The 24697-nt window shown below is 41.1% G+C and carries 13 protein-coding genes; all 13 read right to left on the bottom strand.

What is annotated here, in order from left to right:
* Positions 1-9: 9 nt before the first annotated feature.
* A complete protein-coding gene (locus WMO75_RS04525) occupies positions 10-858 on the bottom strand; it encodes a YodL domain-containing protein (RefSeq protein WP_118062424.1) in 849 nt (282 codons plus the stop codon).
* Positions 855-1088: a transposon-transfer assisting family protein gene (locus WMO75_RS04520; RefSeq protein ID WP_118062425.1), complete on the bottom strand. Its 234-nt coding sequence runs from the start codon at positions 1086-1088 to the stop codon at positions 855-857. The genes WMO75_RS04525 and WMO75_RS04520 overlap by 4 nt, the downstream gene beginning before the upstream one ends.
* The gene (locus tag WMO75_RS04515; RefSeq protein WP_118743837.1) at positions 1085-5557 is read right to left on the bottom strand and encodes an LPD16 domain-containing protein; all 4473 of its coding nucleotides are present in this window, start codon (positions 5555-5557) and stop codon (positions 1085-1087) included. The genes WMO75_RS04520 and WMO75_RS04515 overlap by 4 nt, the downstream gene beginning before the upstream one ends.
* 58 nt (positions 5558-5615) lie before the next feature.
* Positions 5616-14054 (bottom strand): helicase-like domain-containing protein, encoded by an 8439-nt coding sequence (locus WMO75_RS04510; protein WP_435377810.1) that lies wholly within the window; start codon positions 14052-14054, stop codon positions 5616-5618.
* A 23-nt stretch (positions 14055-14077) separates the two neighbouring features.
* Positions 14078-16186 (bottom strand): type IA DNA topoisomerase, encoded by a 2109-nt coding sequence (locus WMO75_RS04495; protein ID WP_118743835.1) that lies wholly within the window; start codon positions 16184-16186, stop codon positions 14078-14080.
* Positions 16187-16251: 65 nt separating this feature from the next.
* Complete coding sequence (locus tag WMO75_RS04490; RefSeq protein ID WP_349077683.1) at positions 16252-16914, bottom strand: CD1107 family mobile element protein; 663 nt, start codon at positions 16912-16914, stop codon at positions 16252-16254.
* Positions 16904-17236: a DUF4315 family protein gene (locus WMO75_RS04485; protein ID WP_233550219.1), complete on the bottom strand. Its 333-nt coding sequence runs from the start codon at positions 17234-17236 to the stop codon at positions 16904-16906. The genes WMO75_RS04490 and WMO75_RS04485 overlap by 11 nt, the downstream gene beginning before the upstream one ends.
* A gap of 22 nt (positions 17237-17258) precedes the next feature.
* On the bottom strand, positions 17259-19688 hold the full coding sequence (locus WMO75_RS04480) for a C40 family peptidase (RefSeq protein WP_349077682.1): 2430 nt from the start codon (positions 19686-19688) through the stop codon (positions 17259-17261).
* 5 nt (positions 19689-19693) lie between these two features.
* A complete protein-coding gene (locus WMO75_RS04475) occupies positions 19694-20155 on the bottom strand; it encodes a hypothetical protein (RefSeq protein ID WP_118743831.1) in 462 nt (153 codons plus the stop codon).
* A gap of 4 nt (positions 20156-20159) precedes the next feature.
* Complete coding sequence (srtB, locus tag WMO75_RS04470; protein WP_349077681.1) at positions 20160-20930, bottom strand: class B sortase; 771 nt, start codon at positions 20928-20930, stop codon at positions 20160-20162.
* A 17-nt stretch (positions 20931-20947) separates the two neighbouring features.
* Positions 20948-23776 (bottom strand): VirB4-like conjugal transfer ATPase, CD1110 family, encoded by a 2829-nt coding sequence (locus WMO75_RS04465; RefSeq protein WP_118743829.1) that lies wholly within the window; start codon positions 23774-23776, stop codon positions 20948-20950.
* Positions 23754-24125, bottom strand: coding sequence for a PrgI family protein (locus WMO75_RS04460; RefSeq protein WP_118062435.1), 372 nt, complete (start codon positions 24123-24125; stop codon positions 23754-23756). Before WMO75_RS04460 ends, WMO75_RS04465 begins: the two co-directional genes overlap by 23 nt.
* 6 nt (positions 24126-24131) lie before the next feature.
* Complete coding sequence (locus WMO75_RS04455) at positions 24132-24686, bottom strand: MT-A70 family methyltransferase (RefSeq protein WP_118626874.1); 555 nt, start codon at positions 24684-24686, stop codon at positions 24132-24134.
* Between the last annotated feature and the right edge of the window lie 11 nt (positions 24687-24697).

The following is a 24697-nucleotide window of genomic DNA, read 5'->3' as shown; positions in this document are numbered from 1 at the left end:
TCTTCTTTGCTATTTCTTTGCTCTCTCCATATCTTGCCCCATAATTTCCTGCATGGCTTTCTTTCCACTGCGTCGTGCAATTTCTTTCTCTTTTTGATGGAGCTTTGCCAGAACGGATTCTTTCGGACGCTTCTTTTCTTTTTTTGGTGCAGCATTATTGTTGAGTCCGTCAATCATATTATAATTTGCTTCCTCTGTCATTTCTGCACTTCGTAGATACTCACCGTTTTCCAGATACTTTTGCCAATTCTCCAGCTTTGGTTTTTGCCTGTCCGGTGAATCCTGTGCTGGTGGATGCAGATAATCACGAATTTTCTGTTTTACTTCATCATCAAATCCGTTATAAGTACCATCCACGAGTACCTTTCCATTCTGGTCAAGCACTACATAGGCAACATCTTTTCCATGTTGCTCATGCTCCATGAGGAAAAAATTTTTCCCTTCCATGAGAATATAATCTACTACTTCCCATGTACCGCCTTTTCCACTGATTTCATATCCTGCTGTGTTCTTCGTAAGTCCACCAGAAGAAGATGGAATCCTCATAAAATCCGGTACTACAACAAAGGAATTCTTATTTACATAGTAAGCGATTGTTTCACCGTTGTCGTTCAATACCAGAACATCACTGGTACTAATCGCATGTCCCTTATAATTGTGTGGTTGTCTCTGATCAATATTCTTTTTTACCTGTTCAGGTGTTTCACCCGGTTTCATTGTTCCAATATATACCTGTTCATAATTTCCCACCTGCACAGGAATCTGCTCCTGTGCAAGTTCTTCATATGTTCGATAAAGAAAATTTCTTAATTCCGGTTTTCGTTTTAACTGATAAACTGCAAACTGACTCGTACTCATTCTTCATCCACCTCCAGATCTGCTTTATAAATTTCTACGGTTTTCTGCAATTCTTTATACCCTTCATCGCTGAGATAATATAATTTCTTAATCGTTGTAAAAATCAGAAATTTCATATCTTCATCCAGATAGGAAAAAATTTCATCCATCGCCTCCATCGTCTGGACTCTGTCTCCCGTATCAAAAATTGCCACAGCAATATATTCATCTTCGTCAAATCTTACCATCATAATGTTACTTCTCCTTTCTTGCGAGCCTTGGTTTTTTCTTTTGCGCTATTCTGTTCCTGCTCTTTTATCTTTGCCTGACGCTCCCGCAATGCCTGAAGAACCGATTGCTTCTTTCCTTTTGGCTGTCCGGTCTGCTCTTTCGAAATCATTTTGCTCTCAGCAGTCTTTTCTTCTGTTCGAGACTTTTCCTGTTTCTCTGCAAAATACTTCTCCACATCATCCATTGCTTTCTGAACCAATGGACTGTCCTTGTAATATTGAATCATGTTGATACCTTCACGATCAACAGTCCCCATTCTCATAAGATCATACGGTCCGTCATAGTCACTTCCGTCATGCAGCTCAAACCCGACTCCTTTAATTCCATTCATACGATTTGCCGGAATTGTTTCATATATGCGTAAGGCTTCTTCCAGGGTAAGATTTTCATGGTATTCACCCATGACCGGAAACTCCATGCACTCCGCTACATAAAACGCAATTGTTCCTTTAGGCTGTTCTTCGATAACTGCTTCATGTGCCTGCTTATCCAGATATTCCTCTGCCTGTCTCATATATTCTGCCAGCGTTCCTGTCCTTTCTTCTGAAATCGGATTAATATCTATCGGAAGTCCTGCAATTTTCAGCCCCGCTTCATTAACTGCATTAAACAATGCATCTTCTCGGACGTTTCCCCGATAAGACACTACTACATCTACATCAGAATCTGCATGATAAAGTCCCTCTCTGCTTCTGGAACCATATACTCTTGCCCCGATCAGAGTAACTTCATTTTCCATTCCCATTTCTTCTAATACTGCCCTTGTGTGAACCAGTACGTCATATTCAATTTCTGCCCGGTTCATTCCATTCAACGCTGCTTCACATCTTCCAAGTTCAGAAGTACGACGAACCGTTCCATTTTCCAACAATTCTTTCGCATTCTGAATCAGCTCGTCCCTGAATGTTGAATCATCTATTTTTATACACTGCTCCTTCTGCATTCCTTCTTTTTTCAAGATTGCATAGGTTGCTTCCTGTATGGAATCATCCAAATATTCATGTGTTCCGCCGCCGACTTCCTTCAAATCAGTATCATAAAAAATATAGGAATAACCTTCTTTCGTTGGCTGTACAGTCAGATAAGTCTTAGCATCTGCAAATTGAACAGTAATTCCCTCATATGTTTCTATCGCAGCATTTCTATCATATCCTTCAAAAATAGATTTCGGACAATTCTGCTCCATCTGCACTTGTTCGATATTCTCTTTTTCTGCATGTTCCGTTTTCATTTCCAATGCCTCATAGTCAGTCACTTCCGCATCCTTTATTGAAAAGCCTTCCTCCTGCAAAATCTCATCTACCGCTTCTGAGATAGAAATATCCGGATCATCGTAAATCCCGCCATCCAGTTCCAAATAGTTTTTATCAAAAAATGTATAATCGTACCCTTCTTCTGTTGTCTGAATCGTCAAATATGATTCTCCGATCTTATATGCGATTTCCGTATCGTGCCCATCCAGACTGATTTTCAGATTTTTGAATATATTATATATCTCCGGATTCAGCCATCCTTCTACTTTCTGGCAATCATAGATTAATGTGTCTATACCATTTTTACATTGAATAAAATCCAGGCTTCCTGGCAATGGTGCCGTATTTTCAATTCCAAGAGCTTTCATCTTATGATTCGGCAGTGAATAATATGCTCCCAGTGCAGCTTCCAAACCGTTGTAACGTTCAATCTTCAAGCCACCTTTTGATTCCAAGTCTTCAATCACATAATACTGACCAACATAATGAATATCTGGCATTTTCAGATCAATCCCATCATTTTCTCTGACCTTATGTATCTCAAAAAAGCTAAACTGCTGTTCTTCATCCTTCAGATTCTTCCCTGTCAGAGTTGGTTTCCAGCTTTCTGTATTGACCACCTGCTGTTTTTCCGTTTTTAATACTGTTCCATCTGTCAGGATAACAGTTGCCTGTGGTGGAATTTCTGTCAGATCATAGACTGTCGCTCCATTTTCTTCCAGATATTCCGAGATTGCTTCTCTGGCTCCTTCATCAAATCCATGCCAGATATCCTCTGCTACCAGTGTTCCATTTTCAGAAACTATAATATCTGCTACTTCCTGTCCATACTGTTCACTACGCATCTGGAAGAATCTCTCTCCATGATATTCTTTCATATCCAGTGCATACCATGTTCCAGTGTGTCCCTCTGCTTCATATCCTTTCGTATTTTCAGTAATATGCTGATTTTTCACATCAAGCACCTGTTCCAGCTTGCGGGTACGAATTTCTCTCTTCGCCATATCAATGAAGCCATTCAAAACTGCCGGATGACTGCTCACAACATAGTCTCTGTTCAGATCCATTCCCCGACTGATGTTTTCTGGAACTTCAATACCTTCCGCCCACTGCTTATTAAGATCAGAAAATCTTCCATCATAGGAAAGCTGTTTCAATGTATTTGCCAGAACAAAAGCAACACGTTCTTCTCCATATTTTTCAACCACAGCTACTGCAGTATCAGGGTTCAGGCTCATACCATCAAAGTTATCTGAAATTGCCTGTTCTATTGCATTTTTGCAGTCAATGTTCAGCTTTCTGGAATCCAGGTAAGTATCTACATTTCTCTCTTGCATAGCGTTTTCCAAAGTTCCCATGTAAACTTCCGGATACGCCTTTATCGGACTGGCATTTAACACCTCTGCTCTCTGCGCAATAAAGTCTGGCAATTCTTCAAATCCAAACGAGTCCACATAGTATGCTTTTAGATTTCCGCCACGGTTCATTATAATCACATCACTGACTGACATAGAATGTCCGGTAAAATCATTTGGTCTTTCTATGTTAAATCTTTCATAGAGATTATCCAGTGTAGTCGTAGCTCTCAGTCTCTCACTGTAAACCATCTGATAATCTTTTCCGTGAATGGTAAAACCAAGTTCTTTTGCCGCTTCAAGTCCTAAAAACTGATACCCTCTTTCTTCCTGTCTGCTATTGATCTGATAAATGCCGTAACGATTTCCCTCCCCCTCCAAAAGGATGGTTTCTTTTATTTTCATCTTTTCTTCTGGTGTTATGGCTGTTTCCATACTTCTCTGATAATTTTTCCAGTCAAACTTCGTCACTCCAAATAAGCCATCATGCCGAGAAATATCCTGTTCCAGATTTATAAGTTTCTGTGACTGTCCCTGTTCTTCTCTGGCTCCATTCAAGCCATAGACTGTCACACCCTCACGATACAGTTCTACTGCTCTTTCTTCGGTAAGTGGCAGCATAATATCTGAATAAAATCCAGCTTCATGCAATTCGGATAATCCGATCATAGAATCTGGCAGACTATCAATCTGTGTCTGTGCCTCCTCACTCAATTTAAATACCTTCTCTCGATTTCCATTTATAATTGCATCTGCAAGATTCTCTGCTAATTGCTCTGTTGCTTCTCTGTCATCCAGTTTAAATGCAAAATTGACAATAAGATTTCTCTGGTCGTTACTGAAGATTGTTCGTTCCTGCTCCAGCCGGTTAATTGTCTGTTCAGCAAACTGCATGGCACTGAGTTCTTCCTGCTGTTCCGGTAATTCCACCTGCAATTCTTTCATCTGCGTTTCAATCTGTCCGATCATTTCAGCAGAAGTCTTGCGAATGGTATCCATAGACGCTCTCAGTTCTCTCATATTTTTTCCAGAAGTCCAACTCGCAATATAAGAAAACGAATACTCCGAAGTGTCCAATCCGAAATGATTGCATACCACATAAGCAATACTCTCTGCTTCCACCTCTTTCGTAAGTTTGTCCTTTACTACACCTTCCTCAGCCATCTGGTCACGATCATGTAATACCGCATGTGCAGTCTCATGCACTGCTGTTTTCATCGTTTGTGCTTCACTCATTCCTAACTGAACAGCAATATATTTATCTACAAACTGATAAAAGCCTTTCGCTTCTCCATCAATCTCTATAAAGCGGATTGGCACCGGAGCAACTGTTTTTAATGCTTCCATAAAATCATGGTAAATCAGCACATCTCCATCCAATTCTGAGACTTCAAATTCCGGAATCGGCTCTCCCGTTGTCTGACTGACATCAAATACAGTAGTCACTCTGAATTTTGTAACAACACGCTCTACTACCTCTGTCTCTGGCTGCCCATCTTCTCCGATTACAATTTCGCCTGTTTCCGGATCAGTCTTTTCAATCTCCTGTTTTTCTTTGTACGGTGCCGGTGCAATAATCTGTATTCCTTTTTCTCCTCTTTTTACCTGCCGGTTAAATTTTTTCTGCCATGCCTGGTATCCGGCCACAAGCGTTGCCTCCGGTTTCTGCATGGCAATCAGCAGTGTATTATTAAAGCTGTAATTATGGAACTTTGCCATTGTCTGCAAATATTCTGTATATTTTTCTGATGTAAATATTTCAGAGACACCCTGTTCCAACTGGTCGGTTATCTGTTTTAATTGTTCTTCTCTGTTCGCCATAATATCATCCTCCATAGAAAAATCCCGCCAAAGCTCATTACTCTGACGGGATATACTCTTATAACTCCTGTTCGTGTTTCCTTTTTGGTTTCTGTTGTGTAGCAGTCGTATTTTCCTGCTCTTTTTGTGCTTTCAGTCTTTCCAGAATCGAAACCTTACGGATACCGTCTGCAATTCTGTCCTGACTCTTATCTGACGTGGTTACTTCTGGATTCTCTCCGATTTCTTCATCTGCCAGAATATTTTCTCCCCCTTTCTCATCCATGTTGAGCATGGCATTTAATTCTGCCAGACGTTCCATTTTTTCATTCAATTCTGCCTCTTTTGGAAATGGCTTCTGTACTTCCTCCTGTGCAGTCTTTAACTGCTGTTGCACCGTATCCAGATTTCTTTCCGTTTCTTCCAGTTTTTTCTCAATTGCCGAAAGTGCATTGTGGATTCTCTGGATATTACCAAGTGGGTCCTTTCCAAATTCAATCTTATACGAGCATTTTCCTTTAATCGTCATGGTGTAAGTATTGGACAGAAAATTGTACTCTGAAGAAAGTGCAAAGCCGTGATATTCTCCAATCTGCCCTGCTGATTTTACCGTTTTTAATCCAGATGCTGCCGCAATCAACGCCAGACCTGCTTCCTTTTTATCATTATACATTTTTCCACCAACCGTCATTACGAAGCTATCATTATCCTGCAAATCCACCCCTTTTACCGTTCCTGCATCTACACGCATTCCAGCTATTTTCTCTTTTAATGCGGTAATCTGTACTGGATAACGTTTCGCTATATCCGATTCCAGGCGATAAATCTGACTGGTATGGTTTGCTTTCAGAAGTTTCAGCTTACTCACCTGAACATCCAAATCCATTTTTTCCTTAATATATTCATTTCCGGTAGCAAGTGCTTTGATTTCTGCATAAGATAATGCCGTATCATCCACATCCTCACAGGCACGAACCGGAGATTTACTGGTCATAATCTGTGAAATAAATTTCTGCTTATTCTCCAGAATCTGCCACATATACGAGTCAAATGTATTTTCTGTTACATATCGGAAAATCTTTACCTTGTCATTCTGATTTCCCTGTCGTAAAATACGTCCTTCCTGCTGCTCCAGATCTGACGGTTTCCAAGGACAGTCCAAATGGTGTAATGCCATAAGTCTGTCCTGGACATTCGTACCTGCACCAAGTTTCGGTGTAGACCCCATCAGGATTCTAACCTGTCCTGCACGCACTTTTGCAAACAGCTCTGCTTTCTTTGCTTCTGTATTGTATTCATGGATAAACGCAATCTGTTCTTTTGGAATGCCACGCTCTACAAGTTTGTTTCTCACATCATCGTAAACATTGAAGGTTCCATCATTCTTCGGTGTGCTGAGGTCGCAAAAAATTAATTGTGTACCCTGTGTTTCTTTTCCATCTTCCCATACCTGAAAAGCATTCTCCACACAGGCATTTACCTTACTCTCTCCTGCATCCGGCAGCATATCATTAAGGAGTCTCTGATCTAATGCACATTTTCTTCCATCGTTGGTTATCTTGAGCATGTTATCCGTCCTTGGATCAACATTACCGCCTCTAACCTGTTCTGCACGCTCCGAAAATGCTTCTACCATTTCTTTCTGTTCTTCACTTGGTTTGAGTACTTCATTGATATACTCCGCTTCCGGTACAGGCAGATTCAGCATATCAGAAGTCTGAATATCTGCCGCTTCCTTAAATATGGAGATCAGCTCTGGAAGATTGAAAAAACGGGCAAATCGTGTTTTTGCACGATAGCCCGTTCCTTCCGGTGACAATTCGATAGCAGTAACTGTTTCTCCAAATGTTGCCGCCCAGGAATCGAAATGTCCCATTCCCATATTCATCAGCGTATCATACTGAAGGTATCTCATAATGGTATACAATTCAGTCATACTGTTTGACACAGGTGTTCCAGTTGCAAATGTAATTCCCTTACCACCTGTAATCTCATCCATATATCGGCACTTCATAAACATATCCGAACTTTTCTGTGCGTCCGTCTGTGAAATGCCTGCTACATTTCTCATTTTTGTATATAAAAAGAGGTTTTTGAACGCGTGGCTCTCATCTACAAAAAGCCTGTCAATGCCAAGCTGCTCAAATGTAACAACATCATCCTTCCTTGTCTGGTCATTTAATTTATCCAGTTTTGCTTTCAGCGTTTTCTTTGTCTTTTCCATCTGTTTGACCGTATACTGCTGTCCCACTTCCAGTTTTGCAGTTTCAATAGACACTGTAATATCTGCAATCTGATCTTCCACCAATGCAATCTGACGTTCCCTGGAAAGTGGAATTTTCTCAAACTGACTATGTGCAATAATAACTGCATCATAATCTCCTGTTGCAATTCTGGAACAAAAACGCTTTCTGTTCGCAGGCTCAAAATCTTTTTTTGTTGCTACCAGAACATTCGCACCTGGATAAAGTCGCAGGAAATCGCTTCCCCACTGTTCCAGCAAATGGTTCGGTACAACATACAGACTCTTTTGTGAAAGTCCAAGTCGTTTACTCTCCATTCCAGCTGCAATCATCTGGAATGTCTTGCCCGCACCCACGCAATGTGCAAGCAAGGTGTTGTTTCCATATAAAATATGTGCCACCGCATTTTTCTGGTGCTCCATAAGTTTAATTTCCGGATTCATACCGACAAACTGAATATGACTGCCATCATATTCTCTTGGACGGATACTGTTAAACCGTTCATTATATATCTTACAGAGATTTTCACGGCGATCCATATCCCGGAAAATCCAGTCTTTAAACTCCTCTCTGATCAATTCCTGTTTCTGCTGTGCCAGCGTTGTTTCCTTCCGATTTAATACCCGATGTTCTCCATCTGCATCATGGATTGTATCATAAATCTTAGTGTCACGAAGATTCAATGCGTCTTCCAGTAAGCGATAAGCGTTTGTCCTCTGCGTTCCATAGGTCGATGTAGTAAGCGGATTGTTACTGCTATCTACATTCTTTCCTTTTATGTTCCACTGTCCGGTTACTTCCGCATACTGCACTTTAATTCTATCATAATTGATATGATGCCTTGGTGTATGGAAAGTTTCAGCCATAAATTCTGTGATATAATCTGGGGAAATCCATGTAGCACCAAGTCTGGCTTCAATTTCAGATGCATCCAGGTCTTTCGGCTGCACTCGTTCCAAAGCCTGCACATTAACCATATACTCGGAACGATTTTCTGCAAAAGCTCTTGCAACGCTTAATTTTTCTCTGACATTTCCAGACAAATACTCATCGGACGGCTCCCATTTTTCTGTAATAGGATTCTTAAAGATTACCCCTGCCAGTTCCTCCGTTATTTCTCCTTCCGTTTTTCCGGTAAGCTGCATCATATAAGGAATATCTACTTTTGCTTTTTCTCCGATTGATACTGCCAATGCTTCACTTGCCGTATCCACGGACGTTACCGGTTCTGCTCTCCGAATGGTTCTCTTACTAAATATATCTGCTTTCCGCTTTAATTCTCCCTTTTCATCCAGAAATTCCAGCGATGTCAAAAGACAATAACTGCTGTCCATGCTGAACGCTCTTTTATTTGCATTACTGCTAAGAAGACCATATTTTTCAGTAAATCTGTCATAAACCTGGTTTAGTTCTGCCTGTAATGCAGAGATTTCTTCATCGCTGCCTTCTTCTAACTGCCTTTCAAGGAGTCTACTGGTTGCATCCCTGATAGCTACCATGCCACGGACACGTTCTCCCGTTACTACTGGAAGTTCCAGTTTATTCATTACCGAATTTTCACGATAATAAATATCTTCTCCGACAAGTGCAAAACTAAAATTTTTAATATCTGGGTCTGCCGGTATCGAAACTACCTGTTCTTCCAGTTCCGTATCTGAAATTTCCAGTTCCGTAATTGTCCCCTGAATATGTCCGATTGCTTCTTTTAACTGTTCTGCAAGATTTTCCCCTTCTTTTGCTTTTACAGTTATTTCCTGCTTTCCATACTGTGTACTTTCTGTTGTAAAATCTCCCAACACCATTTCCGGATGATCTGCAAAATAAGCATTGACCGTATATCCTTCCTCTGTTGTCTTTAGCTTTACCCAGTCAGGCTCCGCAAGAGAAATTCTGTCTCTTTTCTGAAAAAATAATATATCAGCAACAACATTCGTGTTCGCATTTTTCTGAAAAGCATTGTTTGGCAGCCGAATAGCTCCCAATAAATCTGCCCGGTTTGCAAAATACTGTCGCACTTCCGGGTTCTGCTTGTCCATTGTTCCACTTGATGTAACAACCGCAACAATACCACCTGGGCGAACCATATCTAAGGACTTGGCAATAAAATAATCATGAATCATAAAATGGTATCTGTCATATTTCCGGTCACTGACCTGATAAGCTCCAAACGGTACATTTCCAACCACACAGTCGAAAAAGCTGTCTGGATAATTTGTTTCTTCAAATCCCTGTACCGCAATCCTGTTTTTCTGATAAAGTTGCTTTGCAATCTGTCCCGAAACAGGATCAAGCTCTACTCCATACATATTTGTATGATTCATACTCTCTGGCAAGAGTCCCATGAAATTTCCCACTCCACAAGATGGTTCCAGAATATTTCCCTGTCTCAATCCCATATTTCCAAGTGCTTCATACATTGCCTTAATTACTGTCGGAGATGTGTAAAAAGCATTCAGTGTCGATGCCCTTGCAGCATTGTATTCATCCGAAGTCAATATTCCTTTTAACTCCAGATATTCTTCTGTCCATGCACCATTTCTTTCCTCAAATGCCTGTGGGATACCTCCCCATCCGACATATCTGGATAAGATTTCCTGCTCCTCTGACGTTGCCAGTCTCTGCTCCTGTTCCAGCTTCTTCAAAAGCCGGATAGCTTCCATATTGGCTTTAAATTTTGCTTTCGGACCACCAGCCCCCAATTCATCGTCTGTAATACGGAAATTGTGAGGTTCTATCTTTTCCTCCTGCTCATTCTGCAAATATGGCAAAAACTCTCCCTCATAGCCAAACAGCTCATTCTCGCCCGGAATATAATTACGTCCCGTTTCCATGCACTGGAAAATATCTGCTTTCGTTGCTCCGCTTGCTTCATAAAAACCTGCGTAAGAGTACAGAATATCATCTTCTCTTTCATATGTAGATAAATGTAATTCTGTATTTCCCCTCGTAAGATTTACAAGTTCTTTTCCTTCCAGACCATGCGGTAAAACACCTACCGGCTCAAAATGATACCCCTGATATTCAAATACATTCTCGTCCCACTGTTCCTGCGGTGTTACTGTTTCCGGTACTTCCAAATTCATTTCCTGTCGTATTGTGGCAATTTCATCCGACTCCATCACATGGTCAGTATATGGTTCTATCATTTCATCCTGCCATCTGCCGTTGTCATTCCAGAGTTTTTCTGCTATATCAGATACTAATTGCATTTGTTCCGGAGAAAAATCCGGATTGAGAATTGGTTCCAGCATACGTTCCTGCTCCGCCAGTTTTCGGACAACCTTCATCTGCTCGTCTGCAAAGTCTTCCACGGATCTGCCGACTGCATCCATACTGTCATAAATCAGTTCTCCCACATGACTTTTTAACACATAATCTTCTTCATAAAAGCCATCTTCCCATAATTCTTTTGCTTCCTCAAAGGACTGATGTATATCCGTTCCCAGATCTGCTTCCTCTTGAGCGTCTTCCACTTCCGGAACACTTTCCTCTGATTCTGGATTTTCCAGAGCTTCTTCTGTCTCATTTACACTCATAAGGTCAAACAATGACATCTGATGTCCTGTCAGTCCCTCTGTTTGTTCTCTTACTTTTTGTGCCGGGAAAATAGTATAAGTTCCTTCCACATACTGATGCACTTCTGTTAAAAGTTGTACTTTCTGATCGTATGTCACTCCTGCTGACTCAAAATCCAACGGCAATGTAGCCAGTGCCTCATCCATTGACTGTAACAGACTTTGTGACTGTTCCGTATCCTTAAGCATATCCGGAATTGTTTTTCTTGCTTCCTCATTGAAAAAATCTTCTTTATATGGACGCTCAATTTCTTCTGGAAGTCTTGCATAAAAACTGATTACTTTAGACGCTATCCGTTCTCTCTCATAATCCGGCATACGAGAATAATCTGCTGAACGTAAGAATTGCTGATTATCAATCAGATAAGCAACCCTCTTTGCCACTTTTGACCATGGCAGTAAGATTTCCGTATCTGGATTTCCAATATTCCCTCTCTCAAGTTTCAGTCCTTTCCCATCATAGTTTGCATGGGAATTATCTGCACCACTCAAAGCATGACTCTGACCGCCCACACCATATTTTTCTTTAATAAAGTCTGTTCTCGTCTTATCATCCTCATTCAGAAGATAAAAAGAATAAGTTGACAGTCTTCCATCTGAATACGGGCCGCCACCAGCCAGAAACGCATCTATTTCATCTTGTGTAATAAATATCGGATGTTCCTGCCATGCAAAATCATCTCTGGCAGTATAAGGCACAACCTCTGCAGCAAATTTTTGAAATTCTCCGGATACTCTGATCGGATTATACGTCCGAAAACGCATAATGCTTTTATCTTCCTCATAAGCAATTGCCAGTCCTTCCAGTCGTTCATTCAAATCTGCAAGCCACTCTGGATCTGCAATTTTTTCTTCCAGATAATCCGTAATCTCCGGATAAATGCTGGTAAGATGTGGTAAATCTTCTTCATCAAAAACAAGCTCTGCCACACCTTCCGCCATGTCACCTTTCATGTATGCTAATGTCTGTGCATGTTCCTTTACAGCGTTACTTCTTGCCACATCCAACACAGACTGTGGTGCATATTCTCCCTGCTTCAGAAGCTGATGAATACGTCCACTTACGTCTTCCCACGATAAAAAAGCCTTATCTAAAATCTGATCTGTTACGGTATGTCCGACTGCAATCTGCATTCCAGTTTCATCAAACCAGACCGCATACTCCATTCCGTTAATTACGATTCCTTTTCCACCAGTTCCATATTCCCGCTTAACAAACTCCGTATAATCTTCTGGTGACTGCTCGCTCATAAAATTGTAAATAATACGCAACTGGTTTCCACTTCGATTTCCCCCAGTTCTTAAAATCTCGTCCACAACATCACTTGAAATGGCAATTTCTCCTGCATAAAGTGCTGCAACCCGGCTTTCAATCTCACGCCTCTGCTCATTCACAGATGGAAGTTCAGGCAAAGATAAAGCAGAGGCAATTTCTTCCTCTGCTTTACTTAACTGATCTTCATTTGTGTCTTCTACTAGCTGTACACCAATTCCGTCAAGATGCTCTCTTCCACGATTGCCGTCAGACTGTTCATATGTGCTGTCCACTCCATCGGGTTCACTTCCTTCGATGGTGCCGGATTCTGCTCCAATAACTTCTTCATCTGAATTTCCAATCTCTCCAGTGCTGCTTTCTCGATTTCCTCCAGATGTCGGTTCAGTTTCCCTGTCAGCAACAGGCTCTGGTACAGGCTGTTCTTGTGCTCTTTCAGAAATGTTCTCCGTAACATCCCGTACTTCCCGATGTTCACTTCTGTCTCCTCGATTGTCAGATTCGGAAACAGGTAGTCCCCTTTGCGATGATATGTCAGTTCCATGCTCATTTCCTCCTTCATATTCCTGCTCATTGTTTTTATATGCTTCTGTGTTTTCTTTGATTTCACGAATTAACGTGGTAAAGTTATTATAATTCCTTTCTTCTGGATTTTCAATACTTTTCTTCATTTCTTCCAAAGAAATGCGATGAACATATCTTCCAATATCCACAAGTACAGACTCACTTGCCCTGCTCGTGGCATTTCCAATAAAAGTCAGCACTGAAAGATGATTATAATCTGTAATATGTCGGAAGTCTGTTTCTTCCAGACGCTCCATTGGGTCAATACCACATCTGACTGCCAATGTATAATAGATACTGTCTGTCAAAAGACTACGGAATTCACTGCGGATCGTATCTTCATCCAGTTCTTCCAGATAGGTATCTCCTGTCACATAGAGCAGTCCATCCAGGTACTCCTCCAGATTTTCTTCTACCATATATTTTGCAGTTGCCATCAATGCATCCGAAAGTGTTTCTGTATCTTTCGTCTCCAGACTGTAAACTTCTTCTAAATGGTTTAATACTGCTGCCTGCTGTCCTTCTTGTATCTGCCACAGATAAGGTGATCTGCCACCTCTTACCATATGTGTATCCTGAATATCAAAAACATAACGAAGTCGTGTTTTCTGCATTGTTTCATCCAGAAGGGCAATTCCCTTAGCCCCTCTGTTTACCCACCGAAACATTTTTTCATTCCATAATTCCAGCGACGCACAGGCGGTTGCATGTGGACGCTGTGCATGAATCAAAAGCTGATCCATAAATGGATAGCGATACAGTTTGGCTGCAGTATCCAGATAATTCATCCAGTCTATCGGTGAACTGCTGATACTCTCTGCATGAAATTCTGCAAGTCCACGTATCTCATCTACTCTCGCCATAAAGCGTTCCTCCTTCCATTTTTCTATTTTTTCTTCTTGTCAGGTTTCTTTTTCGGAAATTCCAGACTGAATCTGGCTTTCCCATCCTCTACACCAAGTACAAGATCTGCATCAAATTTAATGTCTTTTTTTCTGGAATAAAGTCCTTTTACATGAGTACGTCCTTTCTTCAAAAGTTCAACTGCCATTTTCTTATCCATTGACTTTTCCATACTTTCCAGAAAACGGTTAGACTTCCACAGTGCAAATGAACAACTTCTGTCTGAACAATAGTAATTTGTTTTTCCCTCATAAATATCAGAACCACAGACCGGGCATTTTCCAATTACTTCTTTTGCTGTCTGAAAACGATTCCTTTCATCTTCCGGAATGGCTCTGCACAATGCAAGAATATCTGCAAGCAAAGACACAATTCCATCCATAAATTCTGTATCAGAAATTCTTCCCTTTTCCATCATAAGAAGCTGGTTCTCCCATTCTGCAGTCAGGCTTGCTGATTTCAGATTTTCCGGCATGACATGAATCAGCTCACACCCCTCTGTCGTTGGAAGAATCTGTTTTCCTTTCCGCTTTGCATATCCGGAAGACACCAGTTTCTCAATAATGCTCGCTCTGGTTGCGGGTGTGCCAAGTCCCTTTTTCTCTGTCTCGGAATCAAATTCCTTATTCCCGGCTGTTTCCATTGCTGCAAGAAGTGTATCTTCCGTGAACATTTTAGGTGGAGAAGTATAATGTGTACTTTTCTCAGCCTTAACCCCTGAAAGAACCATCTTCTCTTTATATCCTTCCGGAATAGCATTCCTACTCTCTGACTCATCTTCTTTTTTAGCTTTTACACAGGACTTTCGAAATGTTTCCTCTGCTTCCTTAAATCCCATCTGCACAGGTCGTTTTCCCTTTGCAGTAAATTCATGTTCTTTACACTGAACAGTAATTTCCGTCTGTTCACAACGATAATCTTCTCCCGTTGCCTGTACAAGCTGCTGTCCAATTAACAACATCAAATTCTTCTTTCCATCTGACAGTCCCTCCATGCCATTTTCCAATGCCTCTTTTGTTGGCAGAATCGCATGATGATCTGATACCTTTGCATTGTTAATCACTCGCTCCGGATTGCCACCAATCTGTCCTGATTTTAAAAATGGAAGAAACTCTATCATCCCATTCATAAGCATTTCTACCGTTTCTTTCATATCCTCGGTAACATACTGACTGTCTGTTCTCGGATACGTTACCATTTTTTCTTCATACAATTCCTGCAACATATCCAGTGTTTTCTTCGCTGTGTATCCGAAAAAACGGTTTGCTTCTCTTTGTAAGCTGGTCAGATCATATAACTTAGGCGGAGAGATTTTCTTCTGCTCTTTTTTTACTTTCGTTACAATCGCATCCGCTCCATTACAAAGTTTCTGCAAATCTTCTGCTTCCTTTTCTGAAAGGATATTCTCCGAAGTAACTGTCATTTTCCCATCTGATAAAGAAACTTTATAATAGGCTTCTTTCTGGAAATTCTCTACTTTTTCCTTTCTTTCTGTCAGCATGGCAAGTGTCGGTGTCTGCACCCGGCCTACAACCAGACGTTTAAAATATCTGGTTGTATATGCTCTGGTTGCATTCATGCCAATTAACCAGTCTGCCTGTGCTCTGCATACCGCAGCATTGCAAAGTCCTATATAGTCACTTCCATCTTTCAGACAACGGAATCCATTTTGAATTGCTTCATCCTCCATTGAGCTGATCCAGAGTCGCTTCACAGGTTTCTGGCATCTGGCAAGATCATACACCCGCTTAAAGATCAGCTCACCTTCACGTCCTGCGTCACACCCATTTACCAAATACGCCACATCTTCCCGGTTCATTAATCTGCATAATATTTCAAACTGTTTTTTCTTGTCTTCAGACACCTGCACCTGCCATATATCTGGAATAATCGGCAGATCATCAAATTTCCATTTTGTATATTTTTCATCATATTTTTCCGGCGGAGCATATTCTGCCAGGTGTCCGAGACACCAACTGACAATGCAACTGTTACCTTCCAGATACCCGTCCTCTCTCTGGTACGCCGATAAATTCTTTGCAAGGCTATGTGCCACACTTGGTTTCTCTGCAATCACTAAAAATTTCGCCATAATTTCCTCCTGTTCTTCCTTTGCAAAAGGACAGCCAACCTATGACTGTCCTTTTCCCATTCCTTTTATTTCTGTTCTGCTGCTTTTTCTTCATCTTCATTGATGTATGGTGTATCGTCTGCAAACTCCAGACCTTCTTCTACGATGCCCTCTTCCTTTTTCTTTTTTAGTTTGCTGATGACAACTACAACAATACCACCCAAAACCAGTACTGATCCGCCGCCAAGTGCTGCACACAGCCATCCTTTATTACCAATAGATTCCTGCTTTTTTTCAGTCTCCGGCTGAGTTGTTGCTTCTGGCTCCGGTGTCGTAGTCGTCTCTGGAAGCACAACCGCAGGTTCTTCTTTCTTTTCTGTTTCTTTCGTTTCATCCAAAAATTCTGCAAGATCATTTTCATCCACCAGTGACATCATATATACATTTTCTGAACTGCCCGCACGATCAATGACCATGTAAAAGGTATTCCCGTTTTTCGTCTGTACCGTCAGGAACTGCTTTGAGCTGTCATTTCCCTTATCATCTACAAGCTGCCCATTTCCAGGTGTCGAAAATGGGGTTTCTTCTGTGGCAGGCTGTTCTGCCGGCTGTTCTTCCACCACCTGAGTGGTTTCCGGCTGTTCTGCATTTTCATTTGCCTGTGCAAAAGCTGTCGCACTTACCGAACCGATCAGCATAGTTGCCGTCAACATCGCCATTAAAATTTTCTTCAATACTTTATTCTTCATCTTCCAAAACCTCTCTTTCTGCTTCCGATTCGGAGAACATCTTTTCGTCCTCTAAACTTTTTTCTTTTACTGTTCCTGTTTCCTGATTGTCCATGGAAAGATTGCCTTCCTCATCAAACTGCATCGTAACGGTTCCTTTCTGAATCCCATCCAAAAATGTCAGCATTTCATGACTACCCATTTTCATAGAACGGATTGCTTTGATAATCTCTGCATCTTCCATCTGCTTTTTCTGAATCTTCAATTTCTTTACATATTCCTGTAATTCCAGAATCTTATCTTCCGTTTTCTGAATATCATCCAGAACTTTTTTCAGTCGCATATTCACATTCGATCACTCCCTTCTAGTGAATCCTGCCAAATGCCATAAAATGTTGCTGCCAATAAGAGCTTGCAATACTTGTATACTGAATCGGATTACCACAATGAATCATCATGTTATTACCCACATAAATTCCTACATGGCTTGCCCCAGGCGTGTCATACGTTCCCTGGAAAAAGATCAGATCTCCCGGTTTCGCATCTGATGGAGATACATAGGAACAATAAGAGCGTAATCCGTCTGCGGTAGTTCTTCCTACATTCCAGCCATTACCACAGTTATTGATTACCCAGCACACAAAACCTGAGCAGTCAAAACTGGTAGATGGAGATGCACCACCCCATACATAAGGATAGCCCAGGTATTTTTCTGCCTCTCTGATCATTTTTGCAAACTGTGGATCAGAAAGAGCTTCTGCCGGAATATCATAACCGAATCCTGCACCACCTGTCGGAATACTGTTCAAGTCAAATAAGTAATCACGATTTCCATAATACTTGTTATAAGCGTCATACCTTTCCTGTTCCTTATCCGTCATACGATTTCTCAGGACTGTATCCAGATTATGATTGGTAAGTGTCACATCCAGTCGGTTTACTTCTCTTGTCGTTGTCACTTCCACTTCCTGACTTCCATTACTGTCTGCTATGTAGGCTTCCCAGGTCTGGTGTCCATGTGCAGATGCAGAAGCGTGGTCACCATAGTAAACATCAAACTGTACACCATATCTCGCAAATGCTCCTGTATCTTCTACAACATATTCCACTCCATTCATAATGACATGCGTTCCCATCGGTACAAAAGGATTCGATGCATCTACCGCAATCGTATGATTTGCCTGTGGATACGCTCCACTGGCAGTCGGGCCGCCACTCCACTGACCACAACAGATCGGGCAGTTACAATATCCACTGGTCACAACCTGTCCCAGTGATTCTCCAACCTTTACCTTCTTCTTTTCTGTCACAGTCTCTCTTGTTGAATCTGTATATAAGCCATACTGTTCTTTGAAAATCTCTTTGATTTCATCTGCCACCTCTGCATATGTAAAACCACCATATTTAACAGTCAGATAAGAAATAAGCTGATATGGATTGTGTCCGATTTCATCAATCTGGAACTGAAATTCATCATAATCAGAATGTGTTTCCTTCATCTGATTAATCTGCTCATTCAGTGCATTTTCCAATGCGACATACGCATTTTCAGCCGCATAAATATCCTCATCTTCACTAGAATAGCTGGTGGAAATTATGGCATTTGTGCTTCCCTGAAATAATGCAGCACAGCTTGACAGACTCGTCGCCATTAATGCAAACAGCAAAACCATAATGCCAATAGATAACAGAATATTTCGATTCTGTGCCACCAGTTCTTTGACTGCCGCCTTCGCTTTTTCTGTAAATCTCTGTGCATTTACAACTGCCGCATCTTTCACTGCTTTTCCCTGTTTTGCTGCCTGATACTGCTTCTGATAACGTTTTTTCTGTAAAAGTTTCTTTAATGCAGACTGTTTCTTCTGTTCTGCTTCTTTTTGGATTGCCTTTTTCGCTTCATTGGACGAATCACTGCCAAATTGCAGACGGGATTTTTCTGTTTCCTCCAGAACACTTTCCCTTAATCGGTTATTTCTCTGTCGGCTTTCCTTCAAACGCTGTCGGACATAAATAGATTTTCTCGCAAGTGATTCCCCCATAAGTTCAGCCTGGTCAGCCGCATCCAGAGCAGCATTATCATCCGTATCCTCTCTGGCCTTTCTCTGCCCATAAGCGGATACTACATTTTCAACAGCCACGGCACTTCGTTTTACCATACCACTTCCGGGAATCCTGTCTTTTCCTTCATCATCAAAAATAAGACGGGATTTTGACTGCTTTTGCTCTTTTAAAATCTGTTCTCTCTTTGTCTTACCCTTAATTTCTTCCCGAAAGTCTTCCATTGATTTTTCATCAATTTCTGATTTTTCATGGTAGCGTTTCTGCTCTTTTGCTGCATATGCTGTGACCATTTTTTTCTTCCGGCTTTGCCTGTCCGGTTCTACTATCTCAGAATCAGCCTCTACCTTACGTCCTGGATGCCCACGAATACTGTCCTTACGAAGTCTGGAACGTGAAACAGGCGAAGATTTCTCCTCGCCTGCTCTTAAATCACTTATTTCTGATGTTTCCATTTCTTCAGATTCAGAAATGTCTTCCTGTTCCAGAAAATCACGTCTGGATTGCCATCGTTGTTTTACTTCTGCTACTTTCTCAATTCTATCATCGGAAATGTGAGCTTTTCTTGCCTTTCCAAAATCAAGTTCCTGCTCTCTGTGACCAGCTACCTTTCTTCCATCTGCCTCACGTCCGGTGATTCTTTTTTCCGTCTTACTCCGAAGGTTTTCTTCTCGCAGTCCATCACGACTCATCTTCTGAACGGTTTTATCCCTTGCTTTGTATTCATGCTCCTGCATGGTTCTCATCTCCTGATCTCATAGTCTTTGTCTAAGAAATTCTCCCATCTGTCTACAATGGAAATCGCTCTGTTTTTCAGTTTCGTAGAGATGTCTGAAACATTGCCCTGTAATTCGTGCTGCTGTGTCTCTCCGATCAGAATCAGTGAATCGACGACTTCCAGTAATCCGGCAATGCTCATCATATCAGCAAACTGCATTTCCAGTAATTTTTTAGCCGAACAGCCATATGCCCAATAATCTTCTCTGTCCCAGTCCAGGATGCTGTCATATTTCTTTTTTCCCTTTGGAAGCTCTGTCTCCTGAACATTCAGCTCATCTTCATAGTCACATTCGCCATAGTCAAGGTCATCGTCCTCATAGTAGTCATTTTCTTCCTCGCTGTCGATCACTTCACTTAAATCGTCATCCCAGTCTTCTTCCATATCTTCATAGCCAAATTCCTTCTCAATTTCTTTGTCCGTCATGTCATTATCCCCCAGTTCTTTCCACTTTTTTTGCAACCACGACCATACGCCCATTTTTCTGTGAGTACTCACATGTGGACAATGTGAGCAGTTTTTCTCCATAGAAGGCTGTAACTTTGGTTTCATAGATTCCTTTTCGCTTAATTTCTCTAATAAAGTACTCATAATCTTCCCCTTTCTGTGCCTTTATAAAACTGTAATAATTGAAATCATTTCCTGTATAAACAGGTGTGGTAAATGCTGCCAGTATCTCATATTCTTCATTTCCCCAGATGGTACGGAACTGAATCATCGGATGTTCCTTATAAAAATCCTCATCTTTATATTTTTCAAGATCAGCAAACATCTTTCCACTGTTCATATGATGACCATAGATAATCAGATTGTCTGAATCTCCCGGCACACATTCTTCCGCAAGATACAGACAACCATTGGCAGAATATTCCCCGTTAAAATCCCGGTGCAGATAATAATTTTTATCTCCCGGACGGTGCATAACCGGATAATCTATTCTGGTTCCTTCAATTGTAATCCAGCCGATACAGTCTGGATTTTCTTCATGTAAAGCCAGGATTCCTGCATCTATTTGTGTCAGTGAATCACCAGAAGAATCTTCTCCTGTCTCATCTGATTCTTCCTGCAACACTTCCTGCAATTGATTCTGTAACTGATTATCCTGTCTCTCCTGCAAAAATATACCCATCAGGAAATAAATGCTGATAGTGAGCAGTACCACTGATACGATAAAAAGCAGTCCCGCAAGCCATTTTCTCATTTTATCCTGCCTCCTCTTTAAACGTCATCTCTGCCCTTAATACCAAGTTTTTCACGTTTCTCCACATCTTCCGGTTTCGATGACATTAATGCATAAAGCATAAGAGAACTATCAAATCTGTCTTTAAACGGAATAATCGTATTTCCGTAAAAAATAAGACCTTCTCCTGCCCCGCTATTGGTCACATAAGACAACTGATGTGGCGAAATATTAAGCTGTTTTGCCAAGATCTGCCTGTCTCCAGAAGCCTGATTCAACATCAGAATAAAATCCGAATTTTCAAAAATGTTCTCGATTTCTCTTGAAGCAAGCAGATCCTTTACGTTCTGTGTGATACCAGTCGGAATACCTCCCCATTTACGGAATCGCTTCCAGATTTCTACGCTGTATGCTGCTGTCTGTTCCTCCTTCAAAAGCAAATGGAACTCATCAATATAGTACCTGGTTGATTTATGGACGGAACGGTTAATCGTAACCCTGTTCCACACCTGATCCTGAACAATCAGCATTCCCAGCTTTTTAAGCTGTTTTCCTAAATCTTTAATATCGAAACATACCAGACGGTTATTCAGTTCTACATTAGTACGATGATTGAACACTTTTAAGGAACCATTAACGTAAATCTCCAATGCAGTTGCCAGTCTCTGTGCTTCTGCTTCTTCCTGTTTCCGAAGCAAATTGTATAAATCTTCCAGAATTGGCATTTTCTCTGGTACCGGGTCTTCAAGATAATCCTGATACACCATTCGTACACAACGGTCAATAATTGTCTTTTCTACTGGTTCCAGTCCATTCTTCCCACCTACAATAAGCTCGCAGAGAGAAAGGATAAAATCTGATTTCAGCGAAAGCGGATCATCGTCATCAGCATAGTTTAGGTTAATATCCATCGGATTAATATAATCATGGCTGTTTGGGGAGATACGGATGACCTGCCCCTTAAATGCCCGGACTAATGGAAAATACTCGCCCTCCGGATCACAGATAATAATGTCATCTTTCGTAACGATAAAAACATTCGTAATCTCACGCTTTGCCGCAAATGATTTACCAGCACCCGGTGTACCAACAATCAGTCCATTCGGATTCTTCAGTTTTTTACGGTCAGCCATAATCAAATTGTTGGATAAAGCATTTAAGCCGTAATAGATAGATTCCCCTGCCATAAATAATTCCTGTGTCGTAAATGGAACAAAAATAGCAGTTGAAGTCGTTGTCAATGCACGCTTGATTGGAATCCAGTTTTTCCCCAACGGAAGGCAGCTCATAAGTCCCGGTTCCTGCTGATAATCCAGTCTTTTCAATGCACAGTTATATTTCTGTGCAATGCCTGCTGTCTGAAACACAACATTTTCAAGTTCCTGTTTATCTTTCGCAGTATTTAAAAACACCACCGTTACAAGAAACATTCGCTCATTTCTGGACTGCAAATCTTCCAGAAGACGTTTCGCTTCCCCTCCGTATGTATTCAAGTCGGAAGGAATGATGTCCATATCATATCCGGAACGAACTGCCTTCTTCTGTTCCTCAATTTTCATACGGTTAATGTCTGTAACCTTTGCCTTTACCAGTTTGATTGCTTTCATCTGGTCAATGGACTGGATATGCAGATTGACAAGCAGATTACAGTCCATTTCCAGAAACTCTGCAAGCATTTTGTCCGTCAGCTCCGGTGCCAGAATCTGCAAGTAGGAAACTGCACCCATCGTATCTCCCATCCGAAAATCTTTTCCGTTCTTAAACAGGAAACTGGATGGAGCAATATAGTCCTTCGTATTCAATCCAGTACGCAATACATCATCGTAACTGAACTGAAACGGTACTTTACTGTCCTGGTTAAATGTTTCATACATAATCTGTAAACGCTCCACACCATTCAACGGATATGCCGATACACCCAGTATTTTGAAATTATTCAGAATATCCGTTTCAATACGTTCCAGCTTTGGTTTTGCTTCCCGAATATTATCTGCTTCAATCCCAAATGTAAGGTACTTTGTTCTGACAAGTCCGTTATTTCCCTTTGCAAGCTGGTTTCTGAGCATCTGTGCAAATTCTGTACGCAGATCGTCAAAACTGTCATTCTGTTTCTTAATCCGAATCACGTCCTCATACTCTGTCATATTGCTGTGATGATTGATAAAGGACAACTGGAAATGAATTGTGCTGTCAAAATAATTCAAAAAGTCACACCAGTTTTCAAAGATTGTATTTTTATCTTCGTTCTGAGCCAACTGATAGTTGATGTCGTAAAAACGGATTGTCTTGGAATAATATCCATCCTCAACACGGCAGATTCCATCCTTTCCCATTTCCCTGTATGGAATAGACTGCTGTGCGGTAATCTTCTTCTCTTTTTTCGATGCCGTGTTACCCTTGCTGCCTGCTTTTTTTACGGAACTGCTTTTTACTTTTGATTTTCCCTTTGCAGAAGCTGATGATTGAGGTTTCTGTTTTCTATTTTTCTCCTTTTTCGCACGTTTTTCTTCTGCTTTTTCTTCACGAGCTTTTTGTTTTTCCTCCTGTTTTGCCCTCTTTTTATCTTCCTTTTCCTGTGTCTTATGCAGTTTCTCCTCATATTTTTGTGCTTTTTTCAACGCACGTTTCTCACGTCTGGTAAGTTTACGCCTTGGTCTGCGAACACCTCTGCGTCTTTCCAGAGCCTCATACCCCGTAACCACAGGTTCTCCAGTTAAACGCTGTCTGTGCTTGGCATAATCTTCTGCTTCATCCAGATTAAACACTGGCAGTTCTTCTGAATCTTCTTCATCCAGCCACCAGTTCTCCTGATAAACGGAACCCTCAGTATGCTGAGACTGCCCTTTATCGTTTTTTCTTTTTTCCATGAGCAGTACCTCCTTTCGCTTTTGTCACAATTTTCTTTTTCTCATACAAATTTTCAACCTCATACTTCCGTACTGGCGGACGGATGAATTTTACTGTAATCATATTTTTCAGGACTATTTCCAGTGGAAGTCCGTCCTTTTCATACATGGCAAATAAAAAAGCCGGAAGCATCAACAGACACATTCCGGTTGCCGCATTACTTGAACCAATCAGTCCTCTTGTAAGGAAATAAAACGGAAGCCCAACTGCTCCTGCAATGCCAAGGCAGATAAGCTGACGTTTCGTAAGGTTCAAAATAATCTTATTTTTTACCTTTGTCAGATCTTTGGGTACAGATACAAAAGCCATCCTCCATCATCTCCCATCTTCACGATTTAAAATATCTACTGTACTGTTCACTTCATTCCCCCAGACATCCCATCCAGGTGTACTCTCCCTCGCAAACATTTCCAGCCTTGGTAAATCTCCCATAAGTTCCACAATCAAATCTCTTGTTATATCTGGTTTCTTGCTGTGTTTTTCCCGTGGAGAAAAAATAAGCTGTGAAACTGTTTTTGACTTTCGCCTGGGTTTCCCTTTTGTAGCCATCAAACATATTTCTACATTGGAACGTGTCCAATATCCCATTCCCAATACATATCCGTCTCCGGCTCGTTTTGGTTTTAACCAGACAAATCCAACTGTTTTATATTCAAATCCCCATGCTTTCATTACCTTAAATGCTTCAGGTAACTGCGGGCATGTGACCCATAAAAACAACACAGCATTTTTGTCAGTCCATTTCTTAACCGGCAGGCTGCAAATCTCCTCCACTGACATTGTCTTATAATGATTTTCGGCAACGCCCGTTCCTTTAGCATTTCGATATTGCCATGGCGGATCTGCATAAATAATCTGATATTTTTCCAATACCTTCTCCT

Origin of the sequence: Blautia intestinihominis (assembly GCF_040096655.1) — a bacterium.
GTDB lineage: Bacteria > Bacillota > Clostridia > Lachnospirales > Lachnospiraceae > Blautia_A > Blautia_A intestinihominis.
This window is presented reverse-complemented; position numbering and strand designations above follow the sequence as displayed.

Bases quoted from the DNA above. Each gene is read 5' to 3' on its own strand.
- WMO75_RS04525 (WP_118062424.1), bottom strand. From the start codon at position 858: ATGAGTACGAGTCAGTTTGCAGTTTATCAGTTAAAACGAAAACCGGAA.
- WMO75_RS04520 (WP_118062425.1), bottom strand. From the start codon at position 1,088: ATGATGGTAAGATTTGACGAAGATGAATATATTGCTGTGGCAATTTTT.
- WMO75_RS04515 (WP_118743837.1), bottom strand. From the start codon at position 5,557: ATGGCGAACAGAGAAGAACAATTAAAACAGATAACCGACCAGTTGGAA.
- WMO75_RS04510 (WP_435377810.1), bottom strand. From the start codon at position 14,054: ATGGCGAGAGTAGATGAGATACGTGGACTTGCAGAATTTCATGCAGAG.
- WMO75_RS04495 (WP_118743835.1), bottom strand. From the start codon at position 16,186: ATGGCGAAATTTTTAGTGATTGCAGAGAAACCAAGTGTGGCACATAGC.
- WMO75_RS04490 (WP_349077683.1), bottom strand. From the start codon at position 16,914: ATGAAGAATAAAGTATTGAAGAAAATTTTAATGGCGATGTTGACGGCA.
- WMO75_RS04485 (WP_233550219.1), bottom strand. From the start codon at position 17,236: ATGCGACTGAAAAAAGTTCTGGATGATATTCAGAAAACGGAAGATAAG.
- WMO75_RS04480 (WP_349077682.1), bottom strand. From the start codon at position 19,688: ATGCAGGAGCATGAATACAAAGCAAGGGATAAAACCGTTCAGAAGATG.
- WMO75_RS04475 (WP_118743831.1), bottom strand. From the start codon at position 20,155: ATGACGGACAAAGAAATTGAGAAGGAATTTGGCTATGAAGATATGGAA.
- srtB (WP_349077681.1), bottom strand. From the start codon at position 20,930: ATGAGAAAATGGCTTGCGGGACTGCTTTTTATCGTATCAGTGGTACTG.
- WMO75_RS04465 (WP_118743829.1), bottom strand. From the start codon at position 23,776: ATGGAAAAAAGAAAAAACGATAAAGGGCAGTCTCAGCATACTGAGGGT.
- WMO75_RS04460 (WP_118062435.1), bottom strand. From the start codon at position 24,125: ATGGCTTTTGTATCTGTACCCAAAGATCTGACAAAGGTAAAAAATAAG.